The 25,750-nt window shown below is 73.8% G+C and carries 19 protein-coding genes and 1 pseudogene; 7 read left to right on the forward strand and 13 right to left on the reverse strand.

Going from position 1 to position 25,750, the window contains the following annotated elements; genetic code table 11:
• Positions 1-25: 25 nt before the first annotated feature.
• Both nirB and nirD read left to right on the forward strand, forming a co-directional pair.
• Positions 26-2,593 carry a nitrite reductase large subunit NirB gene (nirB, locus tag VSR01_RS11500; protein WP_326449160.1) on the forward strand — a complete coding sequence of 856 codons (2,568 nt, stop codon included), beginning with the start codon at positions 26-28 and terminating at the stop codon, positions 2,591-2,593.
• 42 nt (positions 2,594-2,635) lie between these two features.
• Positions 2,636-2,986, forward strand: a complete 351-nt coding sequence (gene nirD, locus VSR01_RS11505; RefSeq protein ID WP_442785664.1) for a nitrite reductase small subunit NirD — start codon at positions 2,636-2,638, stop codon at positions 2,984-2,986.
• Between the two features lie 29 nt (positions 2,987-3,015).
• On the opposite strand, the pseudogene VSR01_RS11510 reads toward nirD, so the two are convergent.
• The 3 genes and pseudogenes from VSR01_RS11510 to dusB all read right to left on the reverse strand — a co-directional run bounded on the left by VSR01_RS11510 (position 3,016) and on the right by dusB (position 8,672).
• A pseudogene (locus VSR01_RS11510) lies at positions 3,016-4,093 on the reverse strand (LacI family DNA-binding transcriptional regulator).
• Between the two features lie 185 nt (positions 4,094-4,278).
• A complete protein-coding gene (gene ppdK / locus VSR01_RS11515) occupies positions 4,279-7,071 on the reverse strand; it encodes a pyruvate, phosphate dikinase (RefSeq protein ID WP_442785439.1) in 2,793 nt (930 codons plus the stop codon).
• Positions 7,072-7,508: 437 nt separating this feature from the next.
• Positions 7,509-8,672, reverse strand: a complete 1,164-nt coding sequence (gene dusB / locus VSR01_RS11520) for a tRNA dihydrouridine synthase DusB (RefSeq protein WP_326449162.1) — start codon at positions 8,670-8,672, stop codon at positions 7,509-7,511.
• Between the two features lie 135 nt (positions 8,673-8,807).
• On the opposite strand from dusB, the gene VSR01_RS11525 reads away from it, so the two are divergent.
• Together VSR01_RS11525 and VSR01_RS11530 are read left to right on the forward strand one after the other, a co-directional pair.
• Positions 8,808-10,250: an MFS transporter gene (locus tag VSR01_RS11525; protein WP_326449163.1), complete on the forward strand. Its 1,443-nt coding sequence runs from the start codon at positions 8,808-8,810 to the stop codon at positions 10,248-10,250.
• Entirely contained in the window at positions 10,247-10,891 is a 645-nt protein-coding gene (locus VSR01_RS11530; RefSeq protein WP_326449164.1) for a MarR family winged helix-turn-helix transcriptional regulator, read from the forward strand. Before VSR01_RS11525 ends, VSR01_RS11530 begins: the two co-directional genes overlap by 4 nt.
• On the opposite strand, the gene VSR01_RS11535 is transcribed toward VSR01_RS11530, so the two are convergent.
• The 4 genes from VSR01_RS11535 to VSR01_RS11550 form a co-directional block, all read right to left on the reverse strand.
• Positions 10,882-11,496, reverse strand: a complete 615-nt coding sequence (locus VSR01_RS11535) for a hypothetical protein (protein ID WP_326449165.1) — start codon at positions 11,494-11,496, stop codon at positions 10,882-10,884. The two genes, VSR01_RS11530 and VSR01_RS11535, sit on opposite strands and share 10 nt — an antisense overlap.
• 188 nt (positions 11,497-11,684) lie before the next feature.
• The gene (locus tag VSR01_RS11540) at positions 11,685-12,275 is read right to left on the reverse strand and encodes a TetR family transcriptional regulator (protein ID WP_326449166.1); all 591 of its coding nucleotides are present in this window, start codon (positions 12,273-12,275) and stop codon (positions 11,685-11,687) included.
• A gap of 106 nt (positions 12,276-12,381) precedes the next feature.
• Positions 12,382-13,386: an aldo/keto reductase gene (locus tag VSR01_RS11545; protein WP_326449167.1), complete on the reverse strand. Its 1,005-nt coding sequence runs from the start codon at positions 13,384-13,386 to the stop codon at positions 12,382-12,384.
• Positions 13,387-13,520: 134 nt separating this feature from the next.
• Positions 13,521-14,990, reverse strand: a complete 1,470-nt coding sequence (locus VSR01_RS11550) for an MFS transporter (protein ID WP_326449168.1) — start codon at positions 14,988-14,990, stop codon at positions 13,521-13,523.
• A 155-nt stretch (positions 14,991-15,145) separates the two neighbouring features.
• On the opposite strand from VSR01_RS11550, the gene VSR01_RS11555 reads away from it, so the two are divergent.
• The gene (locus VSR01_RS11555; RefSeq protein ID WP_326449169.1) at positions 15,146-16,156 is read left to right on the forward strand and encodes a helix-turn-helix transcriptional regulator; all 1,011 of its coding nucleotides are present in this window, start codon (positions 15,146-15,148) and stop codon (positions 16,154-16,156) included.
• Positions 16,157-16,195: 39 nt separating this feature from the next.
• On the opposite strand, the gene VSR01_RS11560 is transcribed toward VSR01_RS11555, so the two are convergent.
• Positions 16,196-17,626, reverse strand: a complete 1,431-nt coding sequence (locus tag VSR01_RS11560; RefSeq protein ID WP_326449170.1) for a PP2C family protein-serine/threonine phosphatase — start codon at positions 17,624-17,626, stop codon at positions 16,196-16,198.
• Positions 17,627-17,955: 329 nt separating this feature from the next.
• Between VSR01_RS11560 and VSR01_RS11565 the strand changes: the two genes are divergently transcribed.
• Complete coding sequence (locus tag VSR01_RS11565; protein ID WP_326449171.1) at positions 17,956-18,768, forward strand: SAM-dependent methyltransferase; 813 nt, start codon at positions 17,956-17,958, stop codon at positions 18,766-18,768.
• 114 nt (positions 18,769-18,882) lie between these two features.
• Here VSR01_RS11565 and VSR01_RS11570 read toward each other — a convergent pair whose 3' ends face one another.
• On the reverse strand, positions 18,883-20,265 hold the full coding sequence (locus VSR01_RS11570; protein ID WP_326449172.1) for a glycine--tRNA ligase: 1,383 nt from the start codon (positions 20,263-20,265) through the stop codon (positions 18,883-18,885).
• Positions 20,266-20,477: 212 nt separating this feature from the next.
• Between VSR01_RS11570 and VSR01_RS11575 the strand changes: the two genes are divergently transcribed.
• Positions 20,478-20,963 (forward strand): Fur family transcriptional regulator, encoded by a 486-nt coding sequence (locus VSR01_RS11575; RefSeq protein WP_326449173.1) that lies wholly within the window; start codon positions 20,478-20,480, stop codon positions 20,961-20,963.
• A gap of 21 nt (positions 20,964-20,984) precedes the next feature.
• On the opposite strand, the gene VSR01_RS11580 is transcribed toward VSR01_RS11575, so the two are convergent.
• The 4 genes from VSR01_RS11580 to leuA all read right to left on the reverse strand — a co-directional run bounded on the left by VSR01_RS11580 (position 20,985) and on the right by leuA (position 25,549).
• Entirely contained in the window at positions 20,985-21,845 is an 861-nt protein-coding gene (locus VSR01_RS11580) for an isoprenyl transferase (protein WP_326449174.1), read from the reverse strand.
• Between the two features lie 14 nt (positions 21,846-21,859).
• Positions 21,860-22,645, reverse strand: a complete 786-nt coding sequence (gene recO, locus VSR01_RS11585; RefSeq protein WP_326449175.1) for a DNA repair protein RecO — start codon at positions 22,643-22,645, stop codon at positions 21,860-21,862.
• Between the two features lie 144 nt (positions 22,646-22,789).
• Entirely contained in the window at positions 22,790-23,497 is a 708-nt protein-coding gene (locus VSR01_RS11590) for a TerB family tellurite resistance protein (protein ID WP_326449176.1), read from the reverse strand.
• Positions 23,498-23,782: 285 nt separating this feature from the next.
• A complete protein-coding gene (leuA, locus tag VSR01_RS11595) occupies positions 23,783-25,549 on the reverse strand; it encodes a 2-isopropylmalate synthase (RefSeq protein WP_326449177.1) in 1,767 nt (588 codons plus the stop codon).
• Positions 25,550-25,750 lie beyond the last annotated feature (201 nt).

The following is a 25,750-nucleotide window of genomic DNA, read 5'->3' on the forward strand; positions in this document are numbered from 1 at the left end:
ACAGCGCCCCCGCACGCTGACGGCCATGGACACGCAAGCGAACGCGACGATCGTCCTGGTCGGCCACGGCATGGTGGGCCAGCGGTTCCTGGAGGCGCTGGCCGAGCAGGGCGTGACGCCCGCCGCGCGCGTGGTGGTGCTGTGCGAGGAGCCCCGGCCGGCGTACGACCGCGTCCACCTGACCTCGTACTTCTCGCAGGGCGCGAGCCCGCAGGACCTGGACCTGACCGATCACGCGGCGCTGGCCGCGCACGGCGTGGAACTGCACGTCGGGGACCCGGCGGTCGCGGTGGACCTGGACTCCCGCACGGTGACGGCCCGTTCGGGGCTGACGGTCGGCTACGACACGCTGGTGCTGGCGACCGGCTCGTACCCGTTCGTCCCGCCGGTGCCGGGGCGGGACGCCGAGGGCTGCTTCGTGTACCGCACGATCGAGGACGTGCTGGCGATCGAGGCGTACGCGAAGGACGCGGAGCGCGGCGCGGTGGTCGGCGGCGGGCTGCTCGGCCTGGAGGCGGCGGGCGCGCTGCGGGGGCTCGGACTGGACACGCACGTCGTGGAGTTCGCGCCGCGGCTGATGCCGGCGCAGGTCGACGAGGGCGGCGGCGCGGCGCTGCGCGGCCGGGTCGAGGGCCTGGGCGTGGCGGTGCGCACCGGCGTCGGCACGCAGGAGATCACCGCGGGCCCGGACGGCCGGGTCACCGGCATGCGGTTGACCGACGGCTCCGAACTGCCCGTGGACATGGTGGTGTTCTCCGCCGGGGTGCGCCCGCGCGACCAACTGGCCCGTGACTGCGGCCTGGTGGTGGGCGAGCGCGGCGGTGTGGTGGTCGACGCGTCGTGCCGCACGTCGGACCCCGCGGTGTTCGCGATCGGCGAGTGCGCGCTCGCCGCCGACGGCCGGGTGTACGGGCTGGTCGCCCCCGGCTACGAGATGGCGCAGACCGTCGCCCGCACGCTGGCCGGCGGTTCGGCCGCCTTCACCGGCGCCGACCTGTCGACGAAGCTGAAGCTGCTGGGTGTGGACGTGGCGTCGTTCGGCGACGCGCACGGCGCCGCGGAGGGCGCGGCCGACGTGCTGTACAGCGACGCGCGGGCGGGCGTCTACCGCAAGCTGGTGGTCGGCGGCGACGGGACGCTGCTGGGCGGCGTGCTGGTCGGGGACAGCTCCTCGTACGAGGTGCTGCGTCCGCTGGCCGGCTCGGTGCCGCCGGTGCCGGCCGAGCAGTTGGTGCTGCCGGCGGGCGCGGGGGCGCCGGCGCCGCTGGGGCCCGCCGCGCTGCCGGACTCCGCGGTGGTGTGCAGTTGCCACCACGTGACGAAGGGGGCGATCCGGGCCGCGGTCGCCGAGCAGGGCTGCGGCTCGGCCGCGGAGGTGCGCGGCTGCACCCGGGCCGGCACCGGCTGCGGCTCCTGCGTGAAGGTGCTCGGGCAACTGGTGGACGCGGAGCTGGAGGCGTCCGGCATTGAGGTGGACAAGGGCTTGTGCGGCTGCTTCGCGCTCACCCGCGCGGAGTTGTACGAGATCGTGCTCGCGCTGCGGATCACCTCCTACCGCGAACTGCTGCGCCGGCACGGCCGGGAGGGCGCGCGGGACGGCGAGGGCTGCGAGGTGTGCAAGCCGGCCGTCGCCTCGGTGATCGCCTCGCTGGCCCCGGCGATCGGCGCGAGCGGGCACGTGCTGGACGGCGAGCAGGCGGCGTTGCAGGACACCAACGACCACTTCCTGGCCAACATGCAGAAGAACGGCTCCTATTCGGTGGTGCCGCGCATCCCCGGCGGCGAGATCACCCCGGAGAAGCTGATCGTGATCGGCGAGGTGGCACGGGACTTCGGGCTCTACACGAAGATCACCGGCGGCCAGCGGATCGACCTGTTCGGCGCGCGGGTCGAGCAACTGCCGCTGATCTGGACCCGGTTGGTGGACGCGGGCTTCGAGTCGGGGCACGCGTACGGCAAGTCGCTGCGGACGGTGAAGTCCTGCGTGGGCTCGTCCTGGTGCCGCTACGGGGTGCAGGACAGCGTGCGGATGGCGATCAACCTGGAGCTGCGCTACCGCGGCCTGCGCTCGCCGCACAAGCTCAAGTCGGCGGTGTCCGGGTGCGCCCGCGAGTGCGCGGAGGCGCGGTCCAAGGACTTCGGGGTGATCGCCACGGCCAACGGCTGGAACCTCTACGTCGGCGGCAACGGCGGCGCGACCCCGCGGCACGCGGACCTGCTCGCGCAGGACCTGTCCGACGCGGAACTGGTCCGGCTCATCGACCGGTTCCTGATGTTCTACATCCGCACCGCGGACCGGCTGGAGCGCACCAGCGTGTGGCTGGAGCGGCTGCCCGGCGGCCTGGAGCACGTACGGGACGTGGTGGTGCACGACTCGCTGGGCATCTGCGCGGAGCTGGAGGAGCTGATGGTCGGGCACGTGGCCGGCTACCGCGACGAGTGGGCGGACACCGTGAACGACCCCGAGCGGCTGCGCCGGTTCGTCTCCTTCGTCAACGCGCCCGACACCCCCGACCCGACGGTCCGCTTCGTCGCGGAGCGCGACCAGATCAAGCCCGAGCCGGTGCTGGTGCCGGTCCTGACGAAGAGGTGACCTGATGACGACTGCGACGAGCGAGATCACGGCGGCGGCCAGCTGGCGGGCGGCCGGACGGCCGCCGCCGGGTGGGTCGAACTGCGCACCGCGCAGGGGTGGTTGCCGGTGTGCGCGGTGGACGCGCTGGAGCCCGGGCGGGGCGTGGCGGCGCTGCTGCCGGGCGGCGGGCAGGCGGCGGTGTTCCGCGACGGCGCGGGCGGGGTCTACGCGATCGGCAACGTGGACCCGTTCACCGGGGCGGGGGTGCTGGCGCACGGCCTCCTCGGCTCGGCGGCCGGGCGCTGCTACGTGGCCTCGCCGCTGCTGAAGCAGCGCTTCGACCTCGCGGACGGCCGCTGCCTGGACGACGAGGCGGTCGCCGTCCCGGCGTACGAGGTCCGCCTGGTCTGAGCCCCCGATCGGGCGTGGCCTCCAGCCCTCTAGAGCGGGGCCGCGCTGCTGGCGCGCTCGACGAGCCGGGTGGCGAGGTCCACCCGGAGGGTGCCCGGCTGCCGTCCCCGGCTGAGGTCGAGCACCAGCCGCGCCGCGGCCTCGGCCATCTCGGTGAGCGGCTGCCGCACCGTGGTCAGCGGCGGACTGATCCACCGCGCCAGCGGCAGGTCGTCGAAGCCGACCACGCTCAGGTCGTGCGGCACGCGCAGCCCCAACTCCCGCGCGGCCTCGTAGAGTCCGAGCGCCTGGAGGTCGTTGCCGGTGAAGATCGCGGTGGGCCGGTCGGGCATCTGCAGCAGCGCGAGCCCCTCGGTGTAGCCGGCCTCGTAGTGGAACGTGCCGTTTTTGACCAGCGCCGGGTCGTAGGCGACGCCCGCGGTCTCCAGCGCCGCCCGGTAGCCGTCGACGCGGGCGCGGCTGCACATGATGCCGACGGGACCGGCGATCACGCCGATCCTGCGGTGGCCGAGTTCCAGCAGGTGGCGGGTCGCGGCGACGCCGCCCTGCCAGTTGGTCGCGCCGATCGCGGGCACGTCGTCGCCGGGGTCGCCGGCCGGGTCGAGCACCACGAACGGGATGTCGCGGCTGGTGAGTTGGGCGCGCTGGGCCGGGTCGAGGTCGGACAGCACGAGGATCACGCCGGTGGGCCGGCGGGCGAGCACGCCGTCGACCCAGGTCTGGCCGGGGGTGAGGCCAGGCGGACTCCGAGAGCACCACGCTCAGGCTCTCCTGGCGGGCCACGTTCTCCACGCCGCGGATGACCTCCATCGCCCAGGAACTCTCCAGTTCGTGGAAGACCAGGTCGAGCAGCGGCGCGGGCTGCACACTGCCGCGGCGGCGCTGGTAGCCGTGCCGGCGCAGCAGCTCCTCCACCCGGCTGCGGGTGGCGGGGGCGACGTCGCCGCGGCCGTTGAGGACCTTGGAGACCGTCGGCGCCGACACGCCCGCCGCCCGGGCGATCTCGGCGAGCGTCGCCGCGCCGTCGGCGGACCGCGTACCGCCGCTGCCGTCGGCGGCCTTCGCCGGCTCCTCGTCGCGTGGCTGCTCAACGCTGCTGGCACTCATGCCAGCGATCGTATCCGTGCCGCCCGCGCGGCCCGCCCGGGGACGCGAGGTGCCCGGGGGCCCGCGCGTGCACGAGGCGCGGGCCCCCGGGCGGGGGTGGGCCGGAGCCGGCCCGCCGGGCGGTGAGGGTTGGGGCCCCAGGGCAAGGGCCGCCGCCGGCGGGCCGGTCCGGCCCGGTCAGGTGGTCATCGGGTGGCCGCCGCGTTCGCCGCGCGGCCGGCCTCCAGGCGGGCGACCGGGATGCGGAAGGGCGAGCAGGAGACGTAGTCCAGGCCCGCGTCGTGGAAGAAGTGCACCGACTCCGGGTCGCCGCCGTGCTCGCCGCACACGCCGAGCTTGAGGTCGGGGCGGGTGGCCCGGCCGGCCTCGGCGGCGGCGCGGACCAGCGAGCCGACGCCGTCCCGGTCGATGGTCTCGAACGGGGAGACGCCGAAGATGCCCTTCTCCAGGTAGGCGGTGAAGAAGCTGGCCTCCACGTCGTCGCGGGAGAAGCCCCACACGGTCTGGGTCAGGTCGTTGGTGCCGAAGGAGAAGAACTGCGCGGCCTCGGCGATCTGCCCGGCGGTCAGCGCGGCCCGCGGCAGCTCGATCATCGTGCCGATCGGCAGCCGCAGCCGGGTCCCGGTGGCCCGCTCGACCTCGGCGATCACCGCGTCGGCCTCGTCGCGGACGATCTCCAGCTCCTGCACGGTGCCGACCAGCGGGATCATGATCTCCGGTCGCGGGTCGCCCTTGGCGGCCAGGCGGTGCGCCGCGGCCTCGGCGATCGCGCGGACCTGCATCGCGAACAGGCCCGGCACGACCAGGCCCAGGCGCACCCCGCGCAGGCCCAGCATCGGGTTCTGCTCGTGCAGCTTGTGCACCGCCTGCAGCAGCCGCAGGTCGTTCTCGTTCTCGTCCTCGCGCGCCTCGGCGAGCGCCACCCGCACCGACAACTCCGTGATGTCGGGCAGGAACTCGTGCAGCGGCGGGTCCAGCAGCCGCACCGTCACGGGAAGTCCGTCCATCGCCTCGAACAGCTCGATGAAGTCGGCCCTCTGCAGCGGCAGCAGCGCGCCGAGGGCCTTGTCCCGCTCGGCGTCGGTGTCGGCGAGGATCAAGTGCTCGACCAGTTCCCGGCGTTCGCCGAGGAACATGTGCTCGGTGCGGCACAGTCCGATTCCCTGGGCGCCGAACCGCCGTGCCCGCAGGGCGTCTTCGGCGTTGTCGGCGTTCGCCCGCACCCGCAGCCGGCGCACCCGGTCGGCGTAGGCCATGATCCGGTGCACGGCGCGCACGAGTTCGTCGGCCTCCTCGGCGCCGGCGTGCATCCGGCCCTCGAAGTACTCGACCACCGGGGACGGCACCACCGGCACCTCCCCGGTGTAGACCTTGCCGGTGGAGCCGTCGATGGAGACCAGGTCGCCCTCCTCCAGCACCACCGGCGCGCCGTCCGGGCCGGTGGCGGTCAGCCGGCGCCGCTTGGTGTCGACCTCCAGCTCCTCCGCGCCGCACACGCAGGTCTTGCCCATGCCGCGGGCGACCACGGCGGCGTGCGAGGTCTTGCCGCCGCGGGAGGTGAGGATGCCCTCGGCGGCGATCATCCCGTTGAGGTCGTCGGGGTTGGTCTCGCGGCGGATCAGGATGACCTTCTCGCCCGAGCGCGACCACTTGACCGCGGTGTAGGAGTCGAAGACCGCCTTGCCGACCGCCGCGCCGGGCGAGGCCGCGATGCCCCAGCCGATCCTGCGCACGCCGGCCGCTCCGGCCTCGGCGTCGTCGAAGCGCGGGAACATCAGCTGCGCCAACTGCCCGCCGCTGACCCGCCGCAGCGCCTCCGCCTCGTCGATCAGGCCCTGGTCGACCAGTTGCACGGCGATGCGGAACGCGGCCGCCGCGGTGCGCTTGCCGACCCGGGTCTGCAGCATCCACAGCCGGCCGCGCTCGATGGTGAACTCGATGTCGCACAGGTCCTTGTAGTGCGTCTCCAGCGTCTCCATGATCGACAGCAGCTGGTCGTAGGACGCCTTGTCGATGCGTTCGAGCTCGGCGAGCGGCACGGTGTTGCGGATGCCGGCCACGACGTCCTCGCCCTGCGCGTTCTGCAGGTAGTCGCCGTAGACGCCCTGGTGCCCGGTGGCCGGGTCGCGGGTGAAGGCGACGCCGGTGCCGGAGTCGGCGCCGAGGTTGCCGAAGACCATCGAGCAGATGTTGACGGCGGTGCCGAGGTCGCCGGGGATGCGCTCCTGGCGGCGGTAGAGCGCGGCCCGCTCGGTGTTCCAGGAGTCGAAGACCGCGCGCACCGCGAGGTCCATCTGCTCGCGCGGCTCCTGCGGGAACCCCCGGCCGGCCTCCCGGGCGACGATCGCCTTGAACTCCTCGACGAGCGCGCGCAGGCAGGCGGCGTCCAGGTCCAGGTCGCTGGCCGCGCCGCGGTCCCGCTTGGCCCGCTCCAGCGCGTCCTCGAACAGCTCGCCGGGCACGCCCAGCACCGTCGCGCCGAACATCTGGACCAGCCGGCGGTAGGAGTCCCAGGCGAACCGCTCGTCGCCGGCCTGCTCGGCCAGGCCCGCGACCGAGGCGTCGGACAGGCCGACGTTGAGGACGGTGTCCATCATGCCGGGCATGGAGAACTTCGCGCCGGAGCGCACCGACACCAGCAGCGGGTCGGCGGGCGCGCCCAGCTTGCGGCCCATCCGCTGCTCCAGCGCGTCGAGGTGCGCACTCACCTCGTCGCGCAGCGCGGGCGGCTCCTGGCCGGACTCCAGATAGACCTTGCACGCCTCGGTGGTGATGGTGAAGCCGGGCGGGACCGGCAGCCCGAGGTTGGTCATCTCGGCGAGGTTGGCCCCCTTGCCGCCGAGCAGGTCCTTCAGGTCCTTGTTGCCCTCAGTGAAGTCGTAGACGAACTTCTGCTTCTTCTGACGTCCCGCCACGGGTCTTCGACTCCTCGCCGTCCGCACGCACCGCGCTGCCCTGACGGCGGGGAGCGTACCCATCTCCAAGGCTCCGCAGTACGTCCATCACCACGACACACGGCCGCAACCGCCCATCTGCCGACGGATCGAAAGTGCGCGGCGCAGCGGCGGCGGAGGGCCGTCCGTTCACGAGTCGAACGCAGCGCGGCGCACGGCGGGCCAGGACAGCGTTTTCCGTCACCCAGTGTCACGGCGGACGGTGGTTCATGGAGGCGGCGGACTGCTACGGACCGGGGTTTCATTCGAGAGGTGCAGCGCTCGCATGTGCGCTCATCTGAGCGCAAGAGGTATCAAGCGTGGCATGAATCACGTACTCCGTACGGCGTACACGGACAGGCCTCACCCCTCGGACGAGGGACGCGCGGAGACGCGGCGACCCGAAGGCGCGGGGCCGCGGAGACCCCAAGGCGCGAAGACGGGAAGGCGCGAAGGCGCGGAGACGCGAAGGCGGGCCCGGCTCAGCCGCCCGAGGTGTCCGCCTCCGCGTCGTCGTCCAGCACCGCGCAGGCGTACGGGTCCTCCAGCCAGCCGTCCGGCAGCACCACGCGCTTGCCCGGCGCGGTCCGCCCGCGCGGCCCGTCGGCGTGCGCCGGCCACGGCTGCGCGGCGTCCAGCGCGCCCAGATGCTCGTCCAGCTCGGCCAGCGAGGACGCGGTGGCCAGCGCCCGGCGCAGCTCGGAGCCGACCGCGAAGCCCTTAGTGTACCAGGGCACGTGCTTGCGGAAGTCGATCACGCCGCGCGCCTCGTCGCCCAGCCACTGGCCGAGCAGCTCCGCGTGCCGCCGCATCACCACCGCGACCTCGCCGAACCGCGGCCTGGCCGGCTCCCGCCCGTCGCCCTCGAACGCGCCGACCAGATCGGCGAACAGCCAGGGCCTGCCCAGGCAGCCGCGGCCGACCACGACGCCGTCGCACCCGGTCTCGCGGACCATCCGCACCGCGTCCTCGGCGCACCAGATGTCGCCGTTGCCAAGCACCGGGATCTCCGGGACGTGCTCCTTCAGCCGGGCGATGGCGTCCCAGTCGGCGGTGCCGCCGTAGTGCTGGGCGGCGGTGCGGCCGTGCAGCGCGACCGCGGTCACGCCCTCGTCCACCGCGATGCGCCCGGCGTCGAGATAGGTCAGGTGGTCGTCGTCGATGCCCTTGCGCATCTTGATGGTGACCGGCAGGGACCCCGCGTTGCCGACCGCCTCGCGCAGGATCGCGCGCAGCAGGTTGCGCTTGTACGGCAGCGCGCTGCCACCGCCCTTGCGGGTGACCTTGGGCACCGGGCAGCCGAAGTTGAGGTCGATGTGGTCGGCGAGGTCCTCGTCCACGATCATCCGCACCGCCTTGCCGACGGTCACCGGGTCGACCCCGTAGAGCTGGATCGAGCGCGGCGTCTCGGACGCGTCGAAGTGGATCAGCTGCATGGTCTTCTCGTTGCGCTCGACCAGCGCCCGGGTGGTGATCATCTCGCTGACGAACAGCCCCTTGCCGCCCGAGAACTCCCGGCACAGCGTGCGGAAGGGCGCGTTGGTGATCCCGGCCATGGGGGCGAGCACCACCGGCGGCTGCACGGTGTGCGGGCCGATCCGCAGGGCGCCGGCGAGGGGACGGCTCAAGGTGGCTTCAGCGGTCATGCCGTCCATTGTCCCGTACGCCGGGAGCGGGTCCCGTACGCCGGGAACAGGTCCCGTATGCCGGGAGCGGGTCCCCGCGGTGATGGTTGTACGATAGTAACGATTCGACTCGTACAATCATTGGAGACGGCACCTATGCCCGAGCTGACGTACCGGCGGCGCATGCTCGTCCTCGGCATCTGCTGCATGAGCCTGCTGATCGTCAGCCTCGACAACACGATCCTGAACGTGGCGCTGCCGTCCATGCAGAAGGACTTCCACACCAGCGTCTCCGGGCTGCAGTGGACCATCGACGCCTACCTCGTGGTGATCGCGTCGCTGCTGCTGCTGGCCGGCTCGACCGCGGACCGGATCGGCCGCAAGCGGGTCTTCCAGAGCGGCCTGGTGCTCTTCACCCTCGGCTCGCTGCTGTGCAGCCTCGCCCCCGGCCTCGGCTGGCTGATCGTCTTCCGGATGGTGCAGGCGGTCGGCGGCTCGATGCTCAACCCGGTGGCGATGTCGATCATCACCAACACCTTCTCCGACGCGCGCGAGCGCGCCCGGGCCATCGGCGTGTGGGGCGGCGTCGTCGGCATCAGCATGGCCGCCGGGCCGATCGTCGGCGGCGCGCTGGTGGAGTCGGTCGGCTGGCGCTCGATCTTCTGGATCAACCTGCCGGTGGGCGTGGTCGCGCTGGCGCTGACCGCGCGGTTCGTGCCCGAGTCGCGGGCCCCGCGGGCGCGCAGGACCGACCCGGTCGGCCAGGTGCTGGTGATCGCGCTGCTCGGCTCGCTGACGTACGGCATCATCCAGGGCTCGGAGGCCGGCTGGACCTCGCCGGAGATCATCGGCTGCTTCGTGCTGGCCGCGCTGTCGCTGGCCGGACTGGCCCGCTACGAGACGCGGCGCGACGATCCGCTGATCGACACGCGCTTCTTCCGCAGCGCGCCGTTCTCCGGCGCGACGGTCATCGCGGTGTGCGCGTTCGCCGCGCTCGGCGGCTTCCTCTTCCTCAACACCCTCTACCTGCAGAACGACCGCGGCATGTCGGCGCTGCGCGCGGGCCTGTACATGCTGCCGATGGCGCTGATGTGCCTGGTCTTCGCGCCGCTGTCGGGCCGCCTGGTCGGCGCCCGGGGACCGCGGCTGCCGCTGGCGCTGGCCGGCGTGATGATGACGGCGAGCGGGGTGCTGCTGGCGGCGCTGGACGCGCAGTCCTCGAACGCGCTGCTGTTCACCTCGTACGTGCTGTTCGGCATCGGCTTCGGCCTGGTCAACGCGCCGATCACGAACACCGCGGTGTCCGGCATGCCGCGCGCCCAGGCGGGCGTGGCGGCGGCGGTGGCCTCCACCAGCCGCCAGGTCGGGCAGTCGCTCGGCGTCGCGGTGCTCGGCGCGGCGCTGGCGGCGGGACTCCACGAGGGTTCCTGGTGGATCATTACGGGATGCGGCGCGGCCGTCCTCGCCCTCGGGCTGCTCACCACCGGCGCCTGGGCCCGGGGCACCGCCACCCGCACGGCCGAGCTCCTGATGACCCCCGAAGAGGCCGCGGACCCGGCCGCCCCCGGCGGCCCCCCACGGAAGACGGTGAAGGCATGACGACCAGCACGCCGCCCGACGCGGCGAACGCGCGGGAAGCGGCGGACGCGACGGAAGCGCCGGAAGGGCCGGAAGCGGGGGACACGGCAGGCACGGCCCCGGGCGGGGCGGACTCCGGGCAGCCGGCGGGCGGGAGCGCGGGCTCGGGCGGTACGGGCGGCGCGGGTGGCATCGGCTCGGGCGGTGCGAGCGGCTCGGGCGGCGCCGACGCGACGCCGGAGGCGGCCGACGGGGACGGGGACGGGGACGACGTCGCGTCGCGGGTCTGGCGGGGGCTGCGGCTCGTGGTGCTGGAGCGCCACGAGGGGCGCAAGGAGGTCGTCGAGGCGCTCGGGATGAGCTTCTTCCGGATCAAGGCGCTGCGGCGGATCGCCGCGCGGCCCTCGCGGCTCAGCGAACTCGCCGCCGAACTGGGCTCGGACCGGCCCTACCTCACGCTGGTGGTCGACGACCTGCTCAAGCGCGGCCTGGTGGAGCGCGACCGGGACCCGGCCGACCGGCGTTCGAAGATCGTCACGGCGACGGCCGAGGGCCGGGCCGTCGCCGCGCGGGCGAACGCGATCCTCGGCACCCCTCCCCGGTGCTGCGCGCGCTGCCGGCCCGCGACCTGGCCGAGCTGGAGCGGATCGTGTCAGCCCTGACGGCGGCCGGCGGCTGACGAGGAGGGGCCGACCGGCCCCCGCTGGGCCCCGGCCTGCTCGCGGGCGGCCCGCAGCGCCACGGCGCCGCACAGCGCGGCGAGCGGCAGTTCGGCGACCGCGGCGAGCACGAGCGCGAAGACCAGGTCGACGCCGCTGGACGTGGTGGTGTCGAACCACGCGTCCACCAGCAGCAGCGTCGCGGTGACCGCCGCCGCCGGGGTGCGCAGGGGGTGCCGGCGCAGCACCAGCAGGCCGGTGGTGACCAGCCCGGCCGCCTCCATGGCGTCCAGGCCGACCCAGGCGAGCGTCATCGACGGCAGGGTCAGCGCGAGCACCACCAGCCACGGCACCAGCAGGGCGCCCGTGACCAGCATGACCCGGGCCGCCCACACCGAGTCGGCGGACGGGCGCGCGGCGACCCGCGCGGGGCAGCCGGAGAAGTGCCCGGCGCGCGGCACCGGCAACTCGATGACCTGGGCCGACCCCTGCTGCTCCGGCGCACGAGCGGTCCGGGCGGCCCGCCCGGTGGAGGGGGCCGCGCGTCCGGCGGGCCCGGGGCGGTCAGCGCCGTCCGGGCCGGTGCGGGGCAGTTCGCTGACACTCATCACCCGACTCCTTCCCACGAACGGCGTACGGCATCCCGGACAACCACAACGTCGGCTCGATCGGGTCTCTTCCGCCCCACGGCTGTGACGCCCGCGACGGTGTGCCCGTGCGGCCCGCCGGGTACCGCTCGCCCGTGCCGCCCGTGCCGCCCGTGCCGCCCGTGCCGCCCGTACCGCCCGTGCCGCCCCTACGCCGGCCCGCCCCGCAGTCCCCGCAGGACCAGCCCGCGCACCGCCTCGAAGGCCGCGTCGATGTCCGGCTGGAACCACTGCCGCGCGTACACCGGGTCGTGGAAGCGCGCGGTGGCGTCCCAGACGGCGCGTCCGGTGGCCGCGGGGTCGCACGGCGCGAAGACGCCCTGGGCCACGCCGTCGGCGACGATGCGCGCGAGCTGGCCGACGAGTTGGTCGACGTGGGCGGCGACGGTGTGGCTGTTCTCGTCGGCCAGCGACAGGTACGTGGCGAACAGCTCCGGGTCGTGCCCGGCCTTGTGCCGCTTGGCGGCGAACAGCGCGGCGAGCCAGCGGCCGAGCCGGTCGCCGGCCGGGCCGTCCGCGTCGGCCAGCGCCTGGAGTTCGGCGTGCTCGGTGTCCAGCCACCGCTGGGTGACCGCCTCGCGCAGCGCCGCCTTGGTCCGGAAGTGCCGGTAGACGCTGCCGTGGCTGACCCCGAGCGCCCGCGCCACGTCGACCACGGTGGCCTTCGCGGGCCCGTAGCGGCGCAGCACGTCCTCGGTGGCTTCGAGGATGCGGGTCGGGGTCAGGGTCTCGGGCGGCATGGGCGGCCTTTCACGCGGGGGTGCCGGCGGGCGCGGGGGCGGGGTGCGACGTCCAGTGTGCGGCCTGCGCGGCCGCCCGCGCCGACCCGCCCCCGCGAACGCCCGGTCAGCCCTTCTCGCTGTCCAGCGTCCCCATCTGCCGCTCGGGGTAGCGCATGCCGGCCACGGCCCCGGCCGGCACCGCGGCCTCGACGGCGGCCAGGTCGGCCTCGTCCAGGACGACGTCCAGCGCGCCGAGCGACTCCGCGAGGCGCTCGCGGGTGCGGGCGCCGACCAGCGGCACGATGTCGTCGCCGCGCGAGAGCACCCAGGCGATGGCGGTCTGCGCGACCGTGGCGCCCTTGGCGTCGGCGACCTTGCGCAGCGCCTCGACCAGGTCGAGGTTGCGGTCCAGGTTCGCGCCGGTGAAGCGCGGGTGGCCGGTCCTGAAGTCGCGCGGGTCGGTGCTGCGTTCGCGGGTCCACCGGCCGCCGAGCAGTCCGCGGGCCAGCACGCCGTACGCGGTGACGCCGATACCCAGCTCGCGCGCGGTGGGCAGCACGGACTCCTCGGCGCCGCGGGCGAACAGGCCGTACTCGATCTGCAGGTCGCTGATCGGCGCGGTGGCCGCGGCCCGGCGCAGGGTCTCGGCGCCGACCTCGGACAGGCCGATGTGCCGGACCCGGCCGGCCTGCACCTCCTCGGCGATCGCGCCGACCGTCTCCTCGATCGGGACCTGCGGGTCGAGGCGGGCGATTCGGTAGACGTCGACGTGGTCGGTGCCGAGCCGGTTGAGGGAGTAGGCGAGGAAGTTCTTCACCGCGGCCGGGCGGCCGTCGTGGCCGGCCCAGCCGCCGCCCGCGTCGCGCAGCGCGCCGAACTTGACGCTGATCACCGCCTGGTCGCGGCTGCCCGGGCGGGCCCGCAGCGCGTCGCGGATCAGCAGCTCGTTCAGGCCCATGGCGTAGAAGTCGCCGGTGTCCAGCAGGGTGACGCCGGCGTCGAGGGCGGCGTGGATGGTCGCGATCGACTCGGCCTCGTCGGCGGGACCGTACATGTCGGTCATGCCCATGCAGCCGAGGCCGATGGCGGAGACGGCGGGGCCGGTGGCGCCGAGGGTGCGGGTTCGCATCGGGGAACTCCTGGGATCGACTCTTCGGGAACACGAGAAGCCTCGCACATGGAATGACAGATTTCAATATCTGTCATTCCATGTGCGAGGCGAGGCTCCGGAGCCGGCGCGGGACGACGCCGGCCCCGGTCCGGCTACCGCACCGTGCGCGGCAGCCGCAGGCTCAGCGCGGTGGTCAGGACGACCGCCGCGAGCTGGGCGAGCAGCGTCCACACCAGCGCGTCGCGCACCCCCACCGAGCCGGACAGGGTCAGGAAGAGCGTGCCGAGGGTGGCCACGCCCAGCGCCAGGCTGGACTGCTGGGTGGTGGCCATCGCGCCGCTGCCGACGCCCGCCTGGGCCGGCGGGATCTCGCTGAGCACGACGCGGAAGACCACCGGCAGCACCAGGCCCTGGCCGAAGCCGGCCACCGCCATGCCGGGCGCCAGCGCCCACACGCCGAGGTCCGGCCAGCCCCAGAAGAACGTCCCGGCGAGCACCAGCAGGCCGACGCCCTGGATCAGCGAGCCGCCGGTCACGGTCGCCCGGCCGAAACGGTTCACCGCGCGCGGGCCGAGCAGCGAGGCGGCGAAGAACGCCGCGCACAGCGGGGCCAGGCCGGCGCCGGCGGCCAGCGCGCCGAAGTGCAGCCCGTCCTGCATGGCCACCGCGAGCACGAACATGAACCCGCCGAAGCCGAGGCAGAACGGCACGATGAGCATCAGCCCGCTGCGCACGCTGTGCACGCGTACCAGCGACGGCGGCAGCAGCGGGTTGCCGCCGGCCCGCTCGCCGCGCGTCTCCACCGTCACGAACGCGGCGGCGGCAAACGGCGACAGCGCCAGCAGCAGCCACGACCACAGCGGCCAGCCGGCCGCGCGGCCCTCGGTGAGCGGCAGCAGCAGCGCGACCAGGGTGACGGCCAGCAGCGCGGTGCCGGCCCGGTCGATCCTGGCCGGGTGCTGGGAGCGGGTCTCCGGCACGGACTTCAGCGCGAGCGCGAAGGCGACGGCCGCCACCGGCACGTTGACCAGGAAGATCGCCCGCCAGCCGCTGCCGGCGATGTCCGCGGAGACCAGCACGCCGCCGAGCACCTGCCCGACCACGCTGGCCACGCCGGCGGTCGCGCCGTAGTAGCTGAGCGCCTTGCCGCGGCTGCTGCCGGAGGTGGCGGCCTGGATGGTGGCCAGCGCCTGCGGGAGCAGCAGCGCGGAGGCCGCGCCCTGCGCCACCCGGGCGGCCACCAGCGTCCACGCGCTGGGCGCGAGCCCGCAGGCCAGGGAGGTCAGCGCGAAGGCCGCCAGGCCCCACAGGAAGAGGGTGCGGCGGCCGACCATGTCGCCGAGCCGGCCGCCGAGCACGAGCAGGACCGCGTACGCGACGCCGTAGCCCGCGACGACCATCTCCAGGACGGCGGGTCCCGCGTCCAGGTCGCGGTCGATGGTGGGCAGGGCGACGTTGACGATGAAGAAGTCCACCATCGGCAGCGCGGCGCCGAGCAGCACGGTCAGCAGACCGAGCGCGCTGAGCACCGGCGGGGCGGCCGGCGCCCCGGAGCGGACGGCGGGAGCGGAGGCGGAGGAGGGGACGGAGGAAGGGACGGCGGGTGCGCCGATACGGGTCACGCGGGGCAGCACCTGCGCCCTGGAGGACGGAATCTGTTGCGTTCGGTCGGTCACGTCATCCACGGTGGACCTCTGCTCAAGGGGGTACCAGAGAGGGTTTATCCAGGTATACGGACCACCTGGCAACGGTCTGACCCGTGCGGCACCCTGGGAGCATGACCACGATCAGCTCCGCAGCACCGTCCGCCGCCGCGAGCAGCGCCGCCGCGAGCAGGGCCGGGTCCGGGACGTCCGCCGCGACCTCAATTCCCGTCGCGCTCGACCCGCAGGGCCCGCCGGTCCCCGCGGGCACGGCCGCCGCGAGCCGCCGCCGCGAGCTGGCGTCGTTCCTGCGCAGCCGGCGCGAGCGGATCTCGCCCGAGCAGGTCGGACTGCCGCCGGGCCGCCGGCGGCGCACCCCGGGGCTGCGCCGCGAGGAGGTCGCGCAGCTCGCCGCGGTCGGGGTGACCTGGTACACGTGGCTGGAGCAGGCCCGCGAGATCCAGGTGTCCGGACAGGTCGCCGACGCGATCGCGCGGGCGCTGATGCTCGACCGCACCGAGCGCCGCCACCTGTTCACCCTCGCCGGCACCGCCGACCCGCACCCGGACCTGGACTGCCCGGGGCTGTCCCCCTCCCTGCTGACGATGCTGGGCCGGCTGGAGCCGCTGCCCGCCGCGGTGATCAACAGCCGCTACGACGTGGTCGCCCACAACCGCACCTACGGCCGGCTCGTCACGGACCTGGACGCGATGCCGGACGAGGACCGGAACATCATGTGGCTGGCCTTCACCGACCCGCAGTGGCGCGAGCGGATGCTGGACCGCGAGGAGAACATGCGGCTGATGGCCGCCAAGTTCCGCGCGTCGATGGCGCAGCACCTCGCCGACCCGGCGTGGAAGGCGCTGCTAAAGCGGCTGGAACAGGCGTCGCCGGAGTTCCGCGCGGCGTGGGAGCGGCACGAGGTGATCCAGCCGGACAGCCACGTCAAGCGGTACCTCAACCCGCTGGTCGGGCTGCTCGCCTTCGACTTCACGCACCTGTGGCTGGGCCCGCAGTCCGGCCCGCGGCTGACCACGTACACCCCGGCGGACGAGCTGACCCGCGAGCGCCTGGACCGGCTGTACGCGGCCGTGCTCGCCGAGGAGCAGCGGCGGCCCGCCGCGGGCGTGGCGGCGGGCGGCTGACCTCCCCGCCGCTCGCCGTAGCTCCCCGCCGCTCCCCCGCTACGCCGGGATCAGCTCGGCCAGCAGCAGCGTGCGGTCGTCGGCCGCGCCGTCCAGCGGCTGCTCGTGCAGCAGCCGCTCGCACAGCGCCTCCAGCCGGCCCTGGTTGCCCCGCGCGCCGGGCGCGAGCGCCGCGGCGCCGGCGTCCAGCGCGCCGGCCAGCCGCTCGATCCCGGCGTCGATGTCGGTGTCGCGCGACTCCACCAGGCCGTCGCTGTACATCAGCAGCAGCGTCGGCCGGTGGAGCTCCAGCACCGCGGGCTCGCTGTGCCAGGCGCCCAGGCCCAGCGGCAGCCCGGCGCCGACCACGGCACGGCGGGCGGCCTGCCCCGGCCCGCGCACCAGCGGCGGCGGATGGCCGGCCGCCACCAGCGTGCAGGTGTGCCGGGCGGCGTCCCACTCGGCGTAGACGCAGGTGGCGAAGGAGGCGCCCGGGGTGTCGGCGGCCAGCGCGTCGAGCCGGCTGAGCAGCTCCGCCGGGTCGGTGTCCAGGCCGGCCAGCGTACGCGCGGCGGTGCGCAGCTGGATCATCGCGACCGCCGCCTCGGGGCCGTGGCCCATGGCGTCGCCGACGATCAGCCCGACCCGGCCGTCGGGCCGCGGCAGCACGTCGAACCAGTCGCCGCCGATCACGTCGTGCGCGCCCGCGGGCCGGTAGCCGTGGGCGACGTGGCAGCCCTGGTACGCCGCGTCGGTGGCCGGCAGCAGGCTGGTGCGGATGGCCAGCGCGGTACGCCGCTCGTACTCGTAGCGCCGCGCGTTGTCCAGGGCGACCGCGGCGCGCGCGGCCAGCGACTCCACGGCGGCGGTGTCGGCGCCGTCGAACGCGGGCAGGCCGGGGCCGCGGGTGCAGGCCACGAAGCCGATCGCGGCGCCCTGCAGCCGCAGCGGCACGACGAGGAACGACGTGGTGCGCAGCAGCTCCCGTATCAGCGCGTCGCCGGCCGGCGCCGAGGCCGCGAGCCGGTCCGAGGTGTGCCGGTCGACCGCGCCGAGCAGTTGGCTGCGGCCGGTGGCGAGCGCCCGGGCGTAGGGGGTGTGCCGCGGGAAGACCAGCACCTCGCCGACCGGCAGCACGCCGTCCGCGGCGGAGCCGGCGCGCGGGCCGGGGGCGTCCGGGGCGCCCGGGGCGCCGGAGGGGTCGCCGCCGTCCGCGGGCCGGCGGGCCGCGTCGTGGCCCAGGCGCAGCGCGAGCCGCCGGGCCTCGATCTGCGGCGGGTCGTGGGAGCCCCCGGTCGTGGCGTCGGCGACCCAGCGTTCCAGCAGGTAGACCGAGGCGGCGTCGCAGAAGCCGGGGACCAGCGCGGCCACCACGTGGTCACCGGTCAGCGCCAGGTCCAGGGCCGAGCCGATGGCGTCCGCCGCCGGCGAGGCGGCGGGCGAGACCAGCACTTGCCCGCGGGCCGACGGGTGCGACCGCAGCCTATCCATGGCCGCGGCGGCGGGCGCCGTGGGGCCGCCCACGGGTCCGGAAGCGGTTCCGGAGACGGTCGGGGCTGCCATCGACCGCCCGGGTGCGGGCGGTGCGGACGGCACGGACGGTGCCGGCGGCACGGAGGCCGGCGGCGCCAGGCGAGGGGTGGCCGGCGCCGCGGCGTCCGGGGCCTGGTCGGGTGGTTCGTACGGCAGGGTCGTGCCCTTTCACGAGGAACCGGCGCGGCAGTGGTGGCACCGCCCAGCGGACGTTCGTCCCCCCGTCGTACTCGGACCTACGGATTCTATGATGACCCTTCATATTGCCTTCAGGGGAAGGGGATCCGGTGACCGACGAGCGGAACGTCCCGGACGGGGTCGACCCGAACAAGGCCAGCGTGGCGCGCATCTACGACGCCATGCTCGGCGGCGAGCACAACTTCGCCATAGACCGGGAGGCCCTCGCCGCCTTCACCGCCATCGATCCGCAGGTCCGGGCGCTGGCCAGGGCCAACCGGGCGTTCCTCGGCCGCGCGGTGCGCCATCTGGCCCGCGCCGGGGTGCGGCAGTTCCTCGACCTGGGCTCGGGCATCCCCACCCAGGGCAATGTGCACGAGGTCGCGCAGGCGGTCGCCCCCGGCTCGCGGGTGGTCTACGTGGACAACGACCCGGTGGCGGTCGCGCACAGCGCCTCGCTGCTGGAGGGCAACCCGGACGCCACCGTGGTCAGCGCCGACATACGCAAGCCCGACGAGGTGCTGGCCCACCCGCAGGTGCGCGCGCTGCTCGACTTCGACGAGCCGGTCGCGGTGCTGATGATCACGATCCTGCACTTCATCACCCCCGAGGAGGACCCGGCGGGGATCGTCGGCGCCTACCGCGACGGGCTGCCGCCCGGCAGCTGGCTGGCGATGAGCCACGCGACCTCGCAGGACCGCCCCGACACCGCCGCCGCGGTGGGCCGGCTCTACCGCTCGCGGGCCACCTCGCCGGTCACCGCCCGCTCCTACGACGAGATCGCCGCGCTCTTCGCCGGCTTCGAACTGGTCGAGCCCGGCCTGGTCTACGTGCCGCTGTGGCGGCCCGACCCGGACGAGGAACTGCCCGAGAAGCCCTCGGAGTTCTGGGTCTACGCGGGCGTCGGCCGCAAGACCGCCTGACGCGGAGCGCCCCGGCCGCCGTACGCGGGAGGCGTACGGCGGCCGGGGCGGCGCGGGAAGACCCCGCGGGCGGCCCCGCGGGCGGCCCGGCGGATCGGCGGGCCGCCCGGCGGCTCAGCAGCCCAGCAGCCGCGAGCCGAGGTAGCCCTCGACCTGGTCCAGGGAGACCCGCTCCTGCTTCATGGTGTCGCGCTCGCGCACGGTCACCGCGTTGTCCTCCAGGGTGTCGAAGTCGACGGTGACGCAGAACGGCGTGCCGATCTCGTCCTGGCGGCGGTAGCGGCGGCCGATCGCGCCCGCGTCGTCGAACTCGATGTTCCAGTTCGCCCGCAGCGCGGTGGCCAGGCCCTTGGCCTTCGGGGACAGCTCGGGGTTGCGGGACAGCGGCAGCACCGCGACCTTGACCGGGGCCAGCCGCGGGTCCAGCCGCAGCACGGTGCGCTTCTCCATCACGCCCTTGGCGTTCGGCGCCTCGTCCTCGGTGTAGGCGTCGAGCATGAAGGCCAGCATCGCGCGGTTCACCCCGGCCGCCGGCTCGATCACGTACGGCGTCCAGCGCTCGCCGGCCTCCTGGTCGAAGTACGACAGGTCCTGGCCGGACGCCTTGGAGTGCGCGGTGAGGTCGAAGTCGGTGCGGTTGGCGACGCCCTCCAACTCACTGAACTCCTGGCCGCCGAAGTTGAAGCGGTACTCGATGTCGGCGGTGCGCTTGGAGTAGTGGGAGAGCTTCTCCTTGGGGTGGTCGTACCAGCGGATGTTCTCCTCGCGGATGCCGAGGCCGGTGTACCAGTTCCAGCGCTCCTGCATCCAGTACTCGTGCCACTTCTCGTCCTCGCCGGGCTTGACGAAGAACTCCATCTCCATCTGCTCGAACTCGCGGGTGCGGAAGATGAAGTTGCCCGGGGTGATCTCGTTGCGGAACGACTTGCCCACCTGGGCGATGCCGAACGGCGGCTTGCGCCGCGAGGTGGTCTGCACCTGGGTGAAGTTCACGAAGATGCCCTGCGCGGTCTCCGGGCGCAGGTAGGCCACCGAGCCGGCGTCCTGGGTCGGGCCGAGGTGGGTCTGCAGCATGCCGGAGAACTGCTTGGGCTCGGTGAAGGCGCCCTTGGTGCCGCAGTGCGGGCAGTTGATGTCGGCCAGGCCGTTCGCCGGCAGCTTGCCGTGCTTGGCCTCGTACGCCTCCTCCAGGTGGTCGGCGCGGTAGCGCTTGTGGCAGGAGGTGCACTCGGTCAGCGGGTCGGAGAACGTCGCGACGTGGCCGGAGGCGACCCACACCTCGGGGGCGAGGATCACCGACGAGTCGAGTCCCACCACGTCGTCGCGCGAGGTCACCATCGACCGCCACCACTGGCGCTTGATGTTCTCCTTGAGCTCCACGCCCAGCGGTCCGTAGTCCCAGGCGGCGCGCGAACCGCCGTAGATCTCGCTGCTGGGGAAAACGAAGCCACGGCGCTTGCTCAGGCTGACGATGGTGTCGATCTTGTCGGCGGCCACGGTGCTCTCTTCATTACGACGAAGCGGTCAGTTGTCCCAGATTACCGGCGGGTGCGGGGCGCATATCAAATCCGTTCCGCGACCTGCAAGAGTACGATTGGAAGTGACAATCGTTTCCAGTCCGCCTCCGGTCGCGCGCGCGGTCGCCCGACCCGACCGGCCTGGCACAATGGCGGCACCGCAATCGGTCGGCCAGCGAGGAGGAGTAACCGGTGAGCAGCGCCAAGCACCCCGTGCAGGGCCGCGCCACCCGCCAGCGCGCCGCGGTGGCGGCCGCCCTCGACGAGGTCGACGAGTTCCGCAGCGCGCAGGACCTGCACGACATCCTCAAGCACCGGGGTGACTCCGTCGGGCTGACCACGGTCTACCGCACCCTGCAGACGCTCGCCGACGCCGGCGAGGTCGACGTGCTGCGCACCGGCGACGGCGAGGCGGTCTACCGCCGCTGCTCCGGCGGCGGGCACCACCACCACCTGGTCTGCCGGATGTGCGGCAAGGCGGTGGAGGTGGAGGGCCCGGCGGTGGAGAAGTGGGCCGACGCGGTCGCCGCGGAGCACGGCTACGTGGACGTGGCCCACACCCTGGAGATCTTCGGCACCTGCGCGGAGTGCGCCGCGGCGGCCCGGGAGGGCCGGACCCCGGACGGTCCGCAGCACGGCCCGGCCCAGGGCGGCCCGGCCCAGGACGGCCTGGCCTAGCAGATCTCGGCCTGTCTCGGCCTAGGAGGTCTCGGGCTGCGCCCGCCCGTCCCCGGGCAGCGCGCCCGCCGACCGCTCGGCCTCGTTGGGCAGCGCGCCGCCGAAGCGGCGGTCGCGCTGGGCGTACTCCAGGCAGCCCCGCCACAGGTCGCGCCGGTCGAAGTCCGGCCACAGCACGTCCTGGAACACCATCTCCGCGTAGCTGGACTGCCAGATCAGGTAGTTGGACGTGCGCTGCTCGCCGCTGGGGCGCAGGAAGAGGTCCACATCGGGCATGTCCGGGTAGTACAGGTACTTCGCGAACGTCTTCTCGTTGACCTTCGACGGGTCGAGCCGGCCGGCCGCCACGTCCCGGGCGATCGCCTGCGCCGCGTCGGCGATCTCCGCGCGGCCGCCGTAGTTGACGCAGAAGTACAGCGTCATCGCGTCGTTGCCGACCGTCTGCTCCTGCGCGACCTGGAGCTCCTGGACCACCGACTTCCACATCCGCGGCATCCGGCCCACCCAGCGGATGCGGATGCCCAGCTCGTCCATCTCGTCGCGGCGGCGGCGGATCACGTCCCGGTTGAAGTTCATCAGGAAGCGCACCTCCTCCGGCGAGCGCTTCCAGTTCTCGGTGGAGAAGGCGTACAGCGACAGGTTCTTGACGCCGATCTCCAGGCAGCCCTTGAGCACGTCGAGCACGACGCCCTCGCCGACCTTGTGGCCCTCGGTGCGCGGCAGCCCGCGCTCCTTGGCCCAGCGGCCGTTGCCGTCCATCACGATCGCCACGTGCTTGGGCACCAGCTCGCCGGGGATCTTCGGCGGCCGCGCCCCCGACGGGTGCGGGTCGGGCGTCCGGTACGCGGTCCGGTTACGGGTCAGGATCCCGCGACGTGCCATGGTGCTGCTTCTCCTCAGATCCTCGGGGTCGGCTGGGCCCTCGTGCCGTCCGGCCGCTTGTCGACGAAGCGCAGGCTGCGCAGGCCGCGTTCCAGGTGCCACTGCAGGTACGCCGCGACCAGCCCGCTGCCCTCGCGGCAGTGCCGCGGCTCGCAGGCGTCCGCGGTCTCCCAGTCGCCGCCCAGCAGCGCGCCGAGCAGGTGGAGCGACTCCCTGGAGGGTACGACGCTGCCGGGCACCCGGCAGTCCCCGCACACCACTCCCCCGGCGCCGACCGAGAAGAACCGGTTGGGCCCGGCCATCCCGCACTTCGCGCAGTCGTCGAAGCTGGGCGCGTAGCCGTTGACCGCGAGCGAGCGCAGCAGGAAGGCGTCGAGCACCAGCCGCGGGTCGTGGTCGCCGGCGGCCAGCGTGCGCAGCGCGCCGACCAGCAGCAGATACTGCTGCACCGCGGGCTCGCCCTCGTGGTCGGTGAAGCGCTCGGCGGTCTCCAGCATCGCGGTGCCCGCGGTGTAGCGCTCGTAGTCGGTGACGATGCCGCTGCCGTACGGCGCGATGGTCTCGCCCTGCGTGCACAGCGGCAGCCCGCGCCCGATCAGTTCGCCGCCGCGGGCGAAGAACTGCACGTCGACGTGGCTGAAGGGTTCGAGCCGGGCGCCGAACTTGGACTTGGTCCGGCGCACCCCCCTGGCCACCGCGCGGACCCGGCCGTTGCGCCGGGTGAGCAGCGTGATGATCCGGTCCGCCTCGCCCAGCTTCTGGGTGCGCAGCACGATGCCGTCGTCGCGGAACAGACTCATGCGGCCATTCTCGCGTACGGCGGCGACTGCGCGGGCATGCTCCCCGGATCGCCCGGAACCGGCGGCCCGGGCGCCGGGCGCGGCGGGAGCGGCGGGCGCGCCGCGGTCAGGACGCCGTCTCCGCCGGGACGCTCGGCGCAGCGCTCAGGACGCCGTCGCCGCCGCCGCGGTCAGCAGCCGGTCGATGTCGTCGGTGTGCAGCGACAGGCAGCGCCCGATGGCCTCCAGCACCTCGCGCTCGGCGGGCAGGTAGGGCCCGTCGGCCAGCGCGATGTGCGCGCCCTGCAGCAGCACCCGCTCGCGGCCGGGCACCAGCAGGTGGTCGGCCAGCGGCTCCAGCGCCTCGTGCAGTTCGATGGACAGCCAGCTGCCGCAGCCGTCGACGGCCTCCGCGAAGGAGTCGGGGCCGAGCTCCTCGGAGCGGCGGAAGCGGCCCTCGTCGGCGACGATCGCGGCGAGCAGGCCGAGCAGCTGGTCCTCGGTGCAGTCGGTGAAGCCGGCCGCGCGGACCGCGCCGACCGCGGCCTCGCGGGCGGCCCGGCCGCTGGAGCCGCCCGCGGTGAGCACGGCGAGCGCGATGGTGTGCACGGCGTCCCGCAGCATCGCGGAGAAGCGGGTGGTGGTGGGCCGCAGCAGCACCTCGGAGCCGTAGTGGCGGTTGCACGCGGCGCACTCTATGACGCTGCCCGCGCTGCCCCGGGCCAGCAGCGGCACGCCCAGCACGGTCAGCCTGCGGGTGCCGGTTCTGCGCTGGTAGGCGCGGTCGCCGCCGCAGTCGGGGCAGAAGAACTCACCGTCGTCCTCGGTGTGCCAGGCGGTCCGCACACCCCAGATACACAGCCCCAGCTTCATCACGCTGCACCCTCCGGCCGTCTTCGTCCCGGTACGCAGGCGCCGCCGGGGGCCGCGCCCGCGGGGACGGCTCGGCAGCGCTGCCGTACTGCCGTGATGTTAGCCACACCTGCGAGCCGCAGTCAGTACCGCGTACGGGGGCAATTGCGACCGGTGACCGCCGCGGACGGCCCGTTCACCCGCCCCGGATCCGGCACAGCCCCGCCACTGCCCCGGCAGCACGCCGCGCCGGCCGGTGCGGGACCGGCCGGCGGCGGCAGCCCGCGGGTGCGGGCGGGGGGTGACTCAGCGGGCCGCGCGGTTGACGGCGGAGACCACCGCCTGCAGCGAGGCGCGGGTGGTGTTGGGGTCGACGCCGATGCCCCACAGCACCCGGCCGTCGATCGCGCACTCGATGTACGAGGCGGCCTGCGCGGAGGCGCCCTCGCTGAGCGTGTGCTCGGAGTAGTCCAGCAGCCGGGCGTCGACGCCGATCGAGGCCAGCGCGTCGAAGAACGCGGAGATCGGTCCGTTGCCGGTGCCGGTCAGCGTGGTCTCCTCGCCGTCCACCACGGCCTCGACGGTCAGCTCGTCGGTGCCGTCGCTGGAGGTCGAGGAGGACGCCGAGCGCAGCGCGATGCGGCCCCAGGGGTTCTGCGTGGTCGGCAGGTACTCGTCCTGGAACACCGACCAGATCTGCTCCGGGGTGACCTCGCCGCCCTCGCTGTCGGTCTTGGCCTGGATGATCCGGGAGAACTCGATCTGCATCCGCCGCGGCAGGTCCAGCTTGTGGCCGTTCTTCAGCACGTAGGCCACGCCGCCCTTGCCGGACTGGGAGTTGACCCGGATCACCGCCTCGTAGGTGCGGCCGACGTCCTTGGGGTCGATCGGCAGGTACGGCACCGCCCACTCGATCTCGTCGACGGTCTTGCCGGCGGCCGAGGCGGCGGCCTCCATCGCCTCGAAGCCCTTCTTGATGGCGTCCTGGTGGGAGCCGGAGAAGGAGGTGTAGACCAGGTCGCCCGCGTAGGGGTGGCGCGGGTGGATCTCCATCTGGTTGCAGTACTCGGCGGTGCGACGGATCTCGTCGATCTGCGAGAAGTCGATCTGCGGGTCGATGCCCTGGCTGAACAGGTTCATCCCCAGGGTGACCAGGTCGACGTTGCCGGTGCGCTCGCCCTGGCCGAACAGGCAGCCCTCGATGCGGTCGGCGCCGGCCATCAGGGCCAGCTCGGCGGCGGCCACCGCGGTGCCGCGGTCGTTGTGCGGGTGCACCGACAGGCAGACGTGCTCGCGGCGGGTCAGGTTCCGCGACATCCACTCGAACCGGTCGGCGTGCGTGGAGGGGGTCGAACGCTCCACGGTGGCGGGCAGGTTGAGGATGATCTCGCGGCCGTCCTCGGGCTGCCAGACGTCCATGACGCCCTCGCAGACCTCCAGCGCGAAGTCCAGCTCGGTGTCGGTGAAGATCTCCGGGCTGTACTGGTAGCCGAAGACGGTGTCGTCGCCCAGCAGCTTGTCGGCGTACTCCATCACCAGCCGGGTGCCGTCCACCGCGATCGCCTTGACCTGCTCGCGGCTGCCGCGGAAGACCACCCGGCGGAAGACCGGCGCGGTGGCGTTGTACAGGTGCACGGTGGCGCGCGGCGCGCCGACCAGGGCCTGCACGGTGCGCTCGATCAGCTCCTCGCGGGCCTGGGTGAGCACCGAGATGGTGACGTCCTCGGGGATCGCGTCCTGCTCGATGACCGACCGGACGAAGTCGAAGTCGGTCTGGCCGGAGGCCGGGAAGCCGATCTCGATCTCCTTGTAGCCCATCCGCACCAGCAGGTCGAACATCTCGCGCTTGCGGGCCGGCGACATCGGGTCGATCAGCGCCTGGTTGCCGTCGCGCAGGTCGGTGGACAGCCAGCGCGGCGCCTTGGTGATGCGGGCGTCCGGCCAGGTGCGGTCGGGCAGGTCCACCTGCTCGTAGCGGCCGTACTTGTGGATCGGCATCGAGGTGGCGCGCTGTGTGACCGTCGCCGCGGTCAGGGGGGTGGGGCGGCCTACGCGCTCGGGGGTGGTGCTCATGTGACGGGTGCTCCTCGGGTCCGCTGGGGACGGCCGACGGCTGGGCAACGCCGAACTCCGCGGGGAGGGGGTCGGCCTCTGACTACAGGCCCTCGCCGCGGCAGCTAAGGAGAAGCAGCCCGAATCGCATGATGGACCGACCTTAGCGGCTCGGGCGGCGATCACCCAGCCGACGGCGCGGTCCTCTCACAATGCAAGACG

Source organism: Actinacidiphila sp. DG2A-62 (assembly GCF_035825295.1).
Taxonomy (GTDB): Bacteria; Actinomycetota; Actinomycetes; order Streptomycetales; family Streptomycetaceae; genus Actinacidiphila.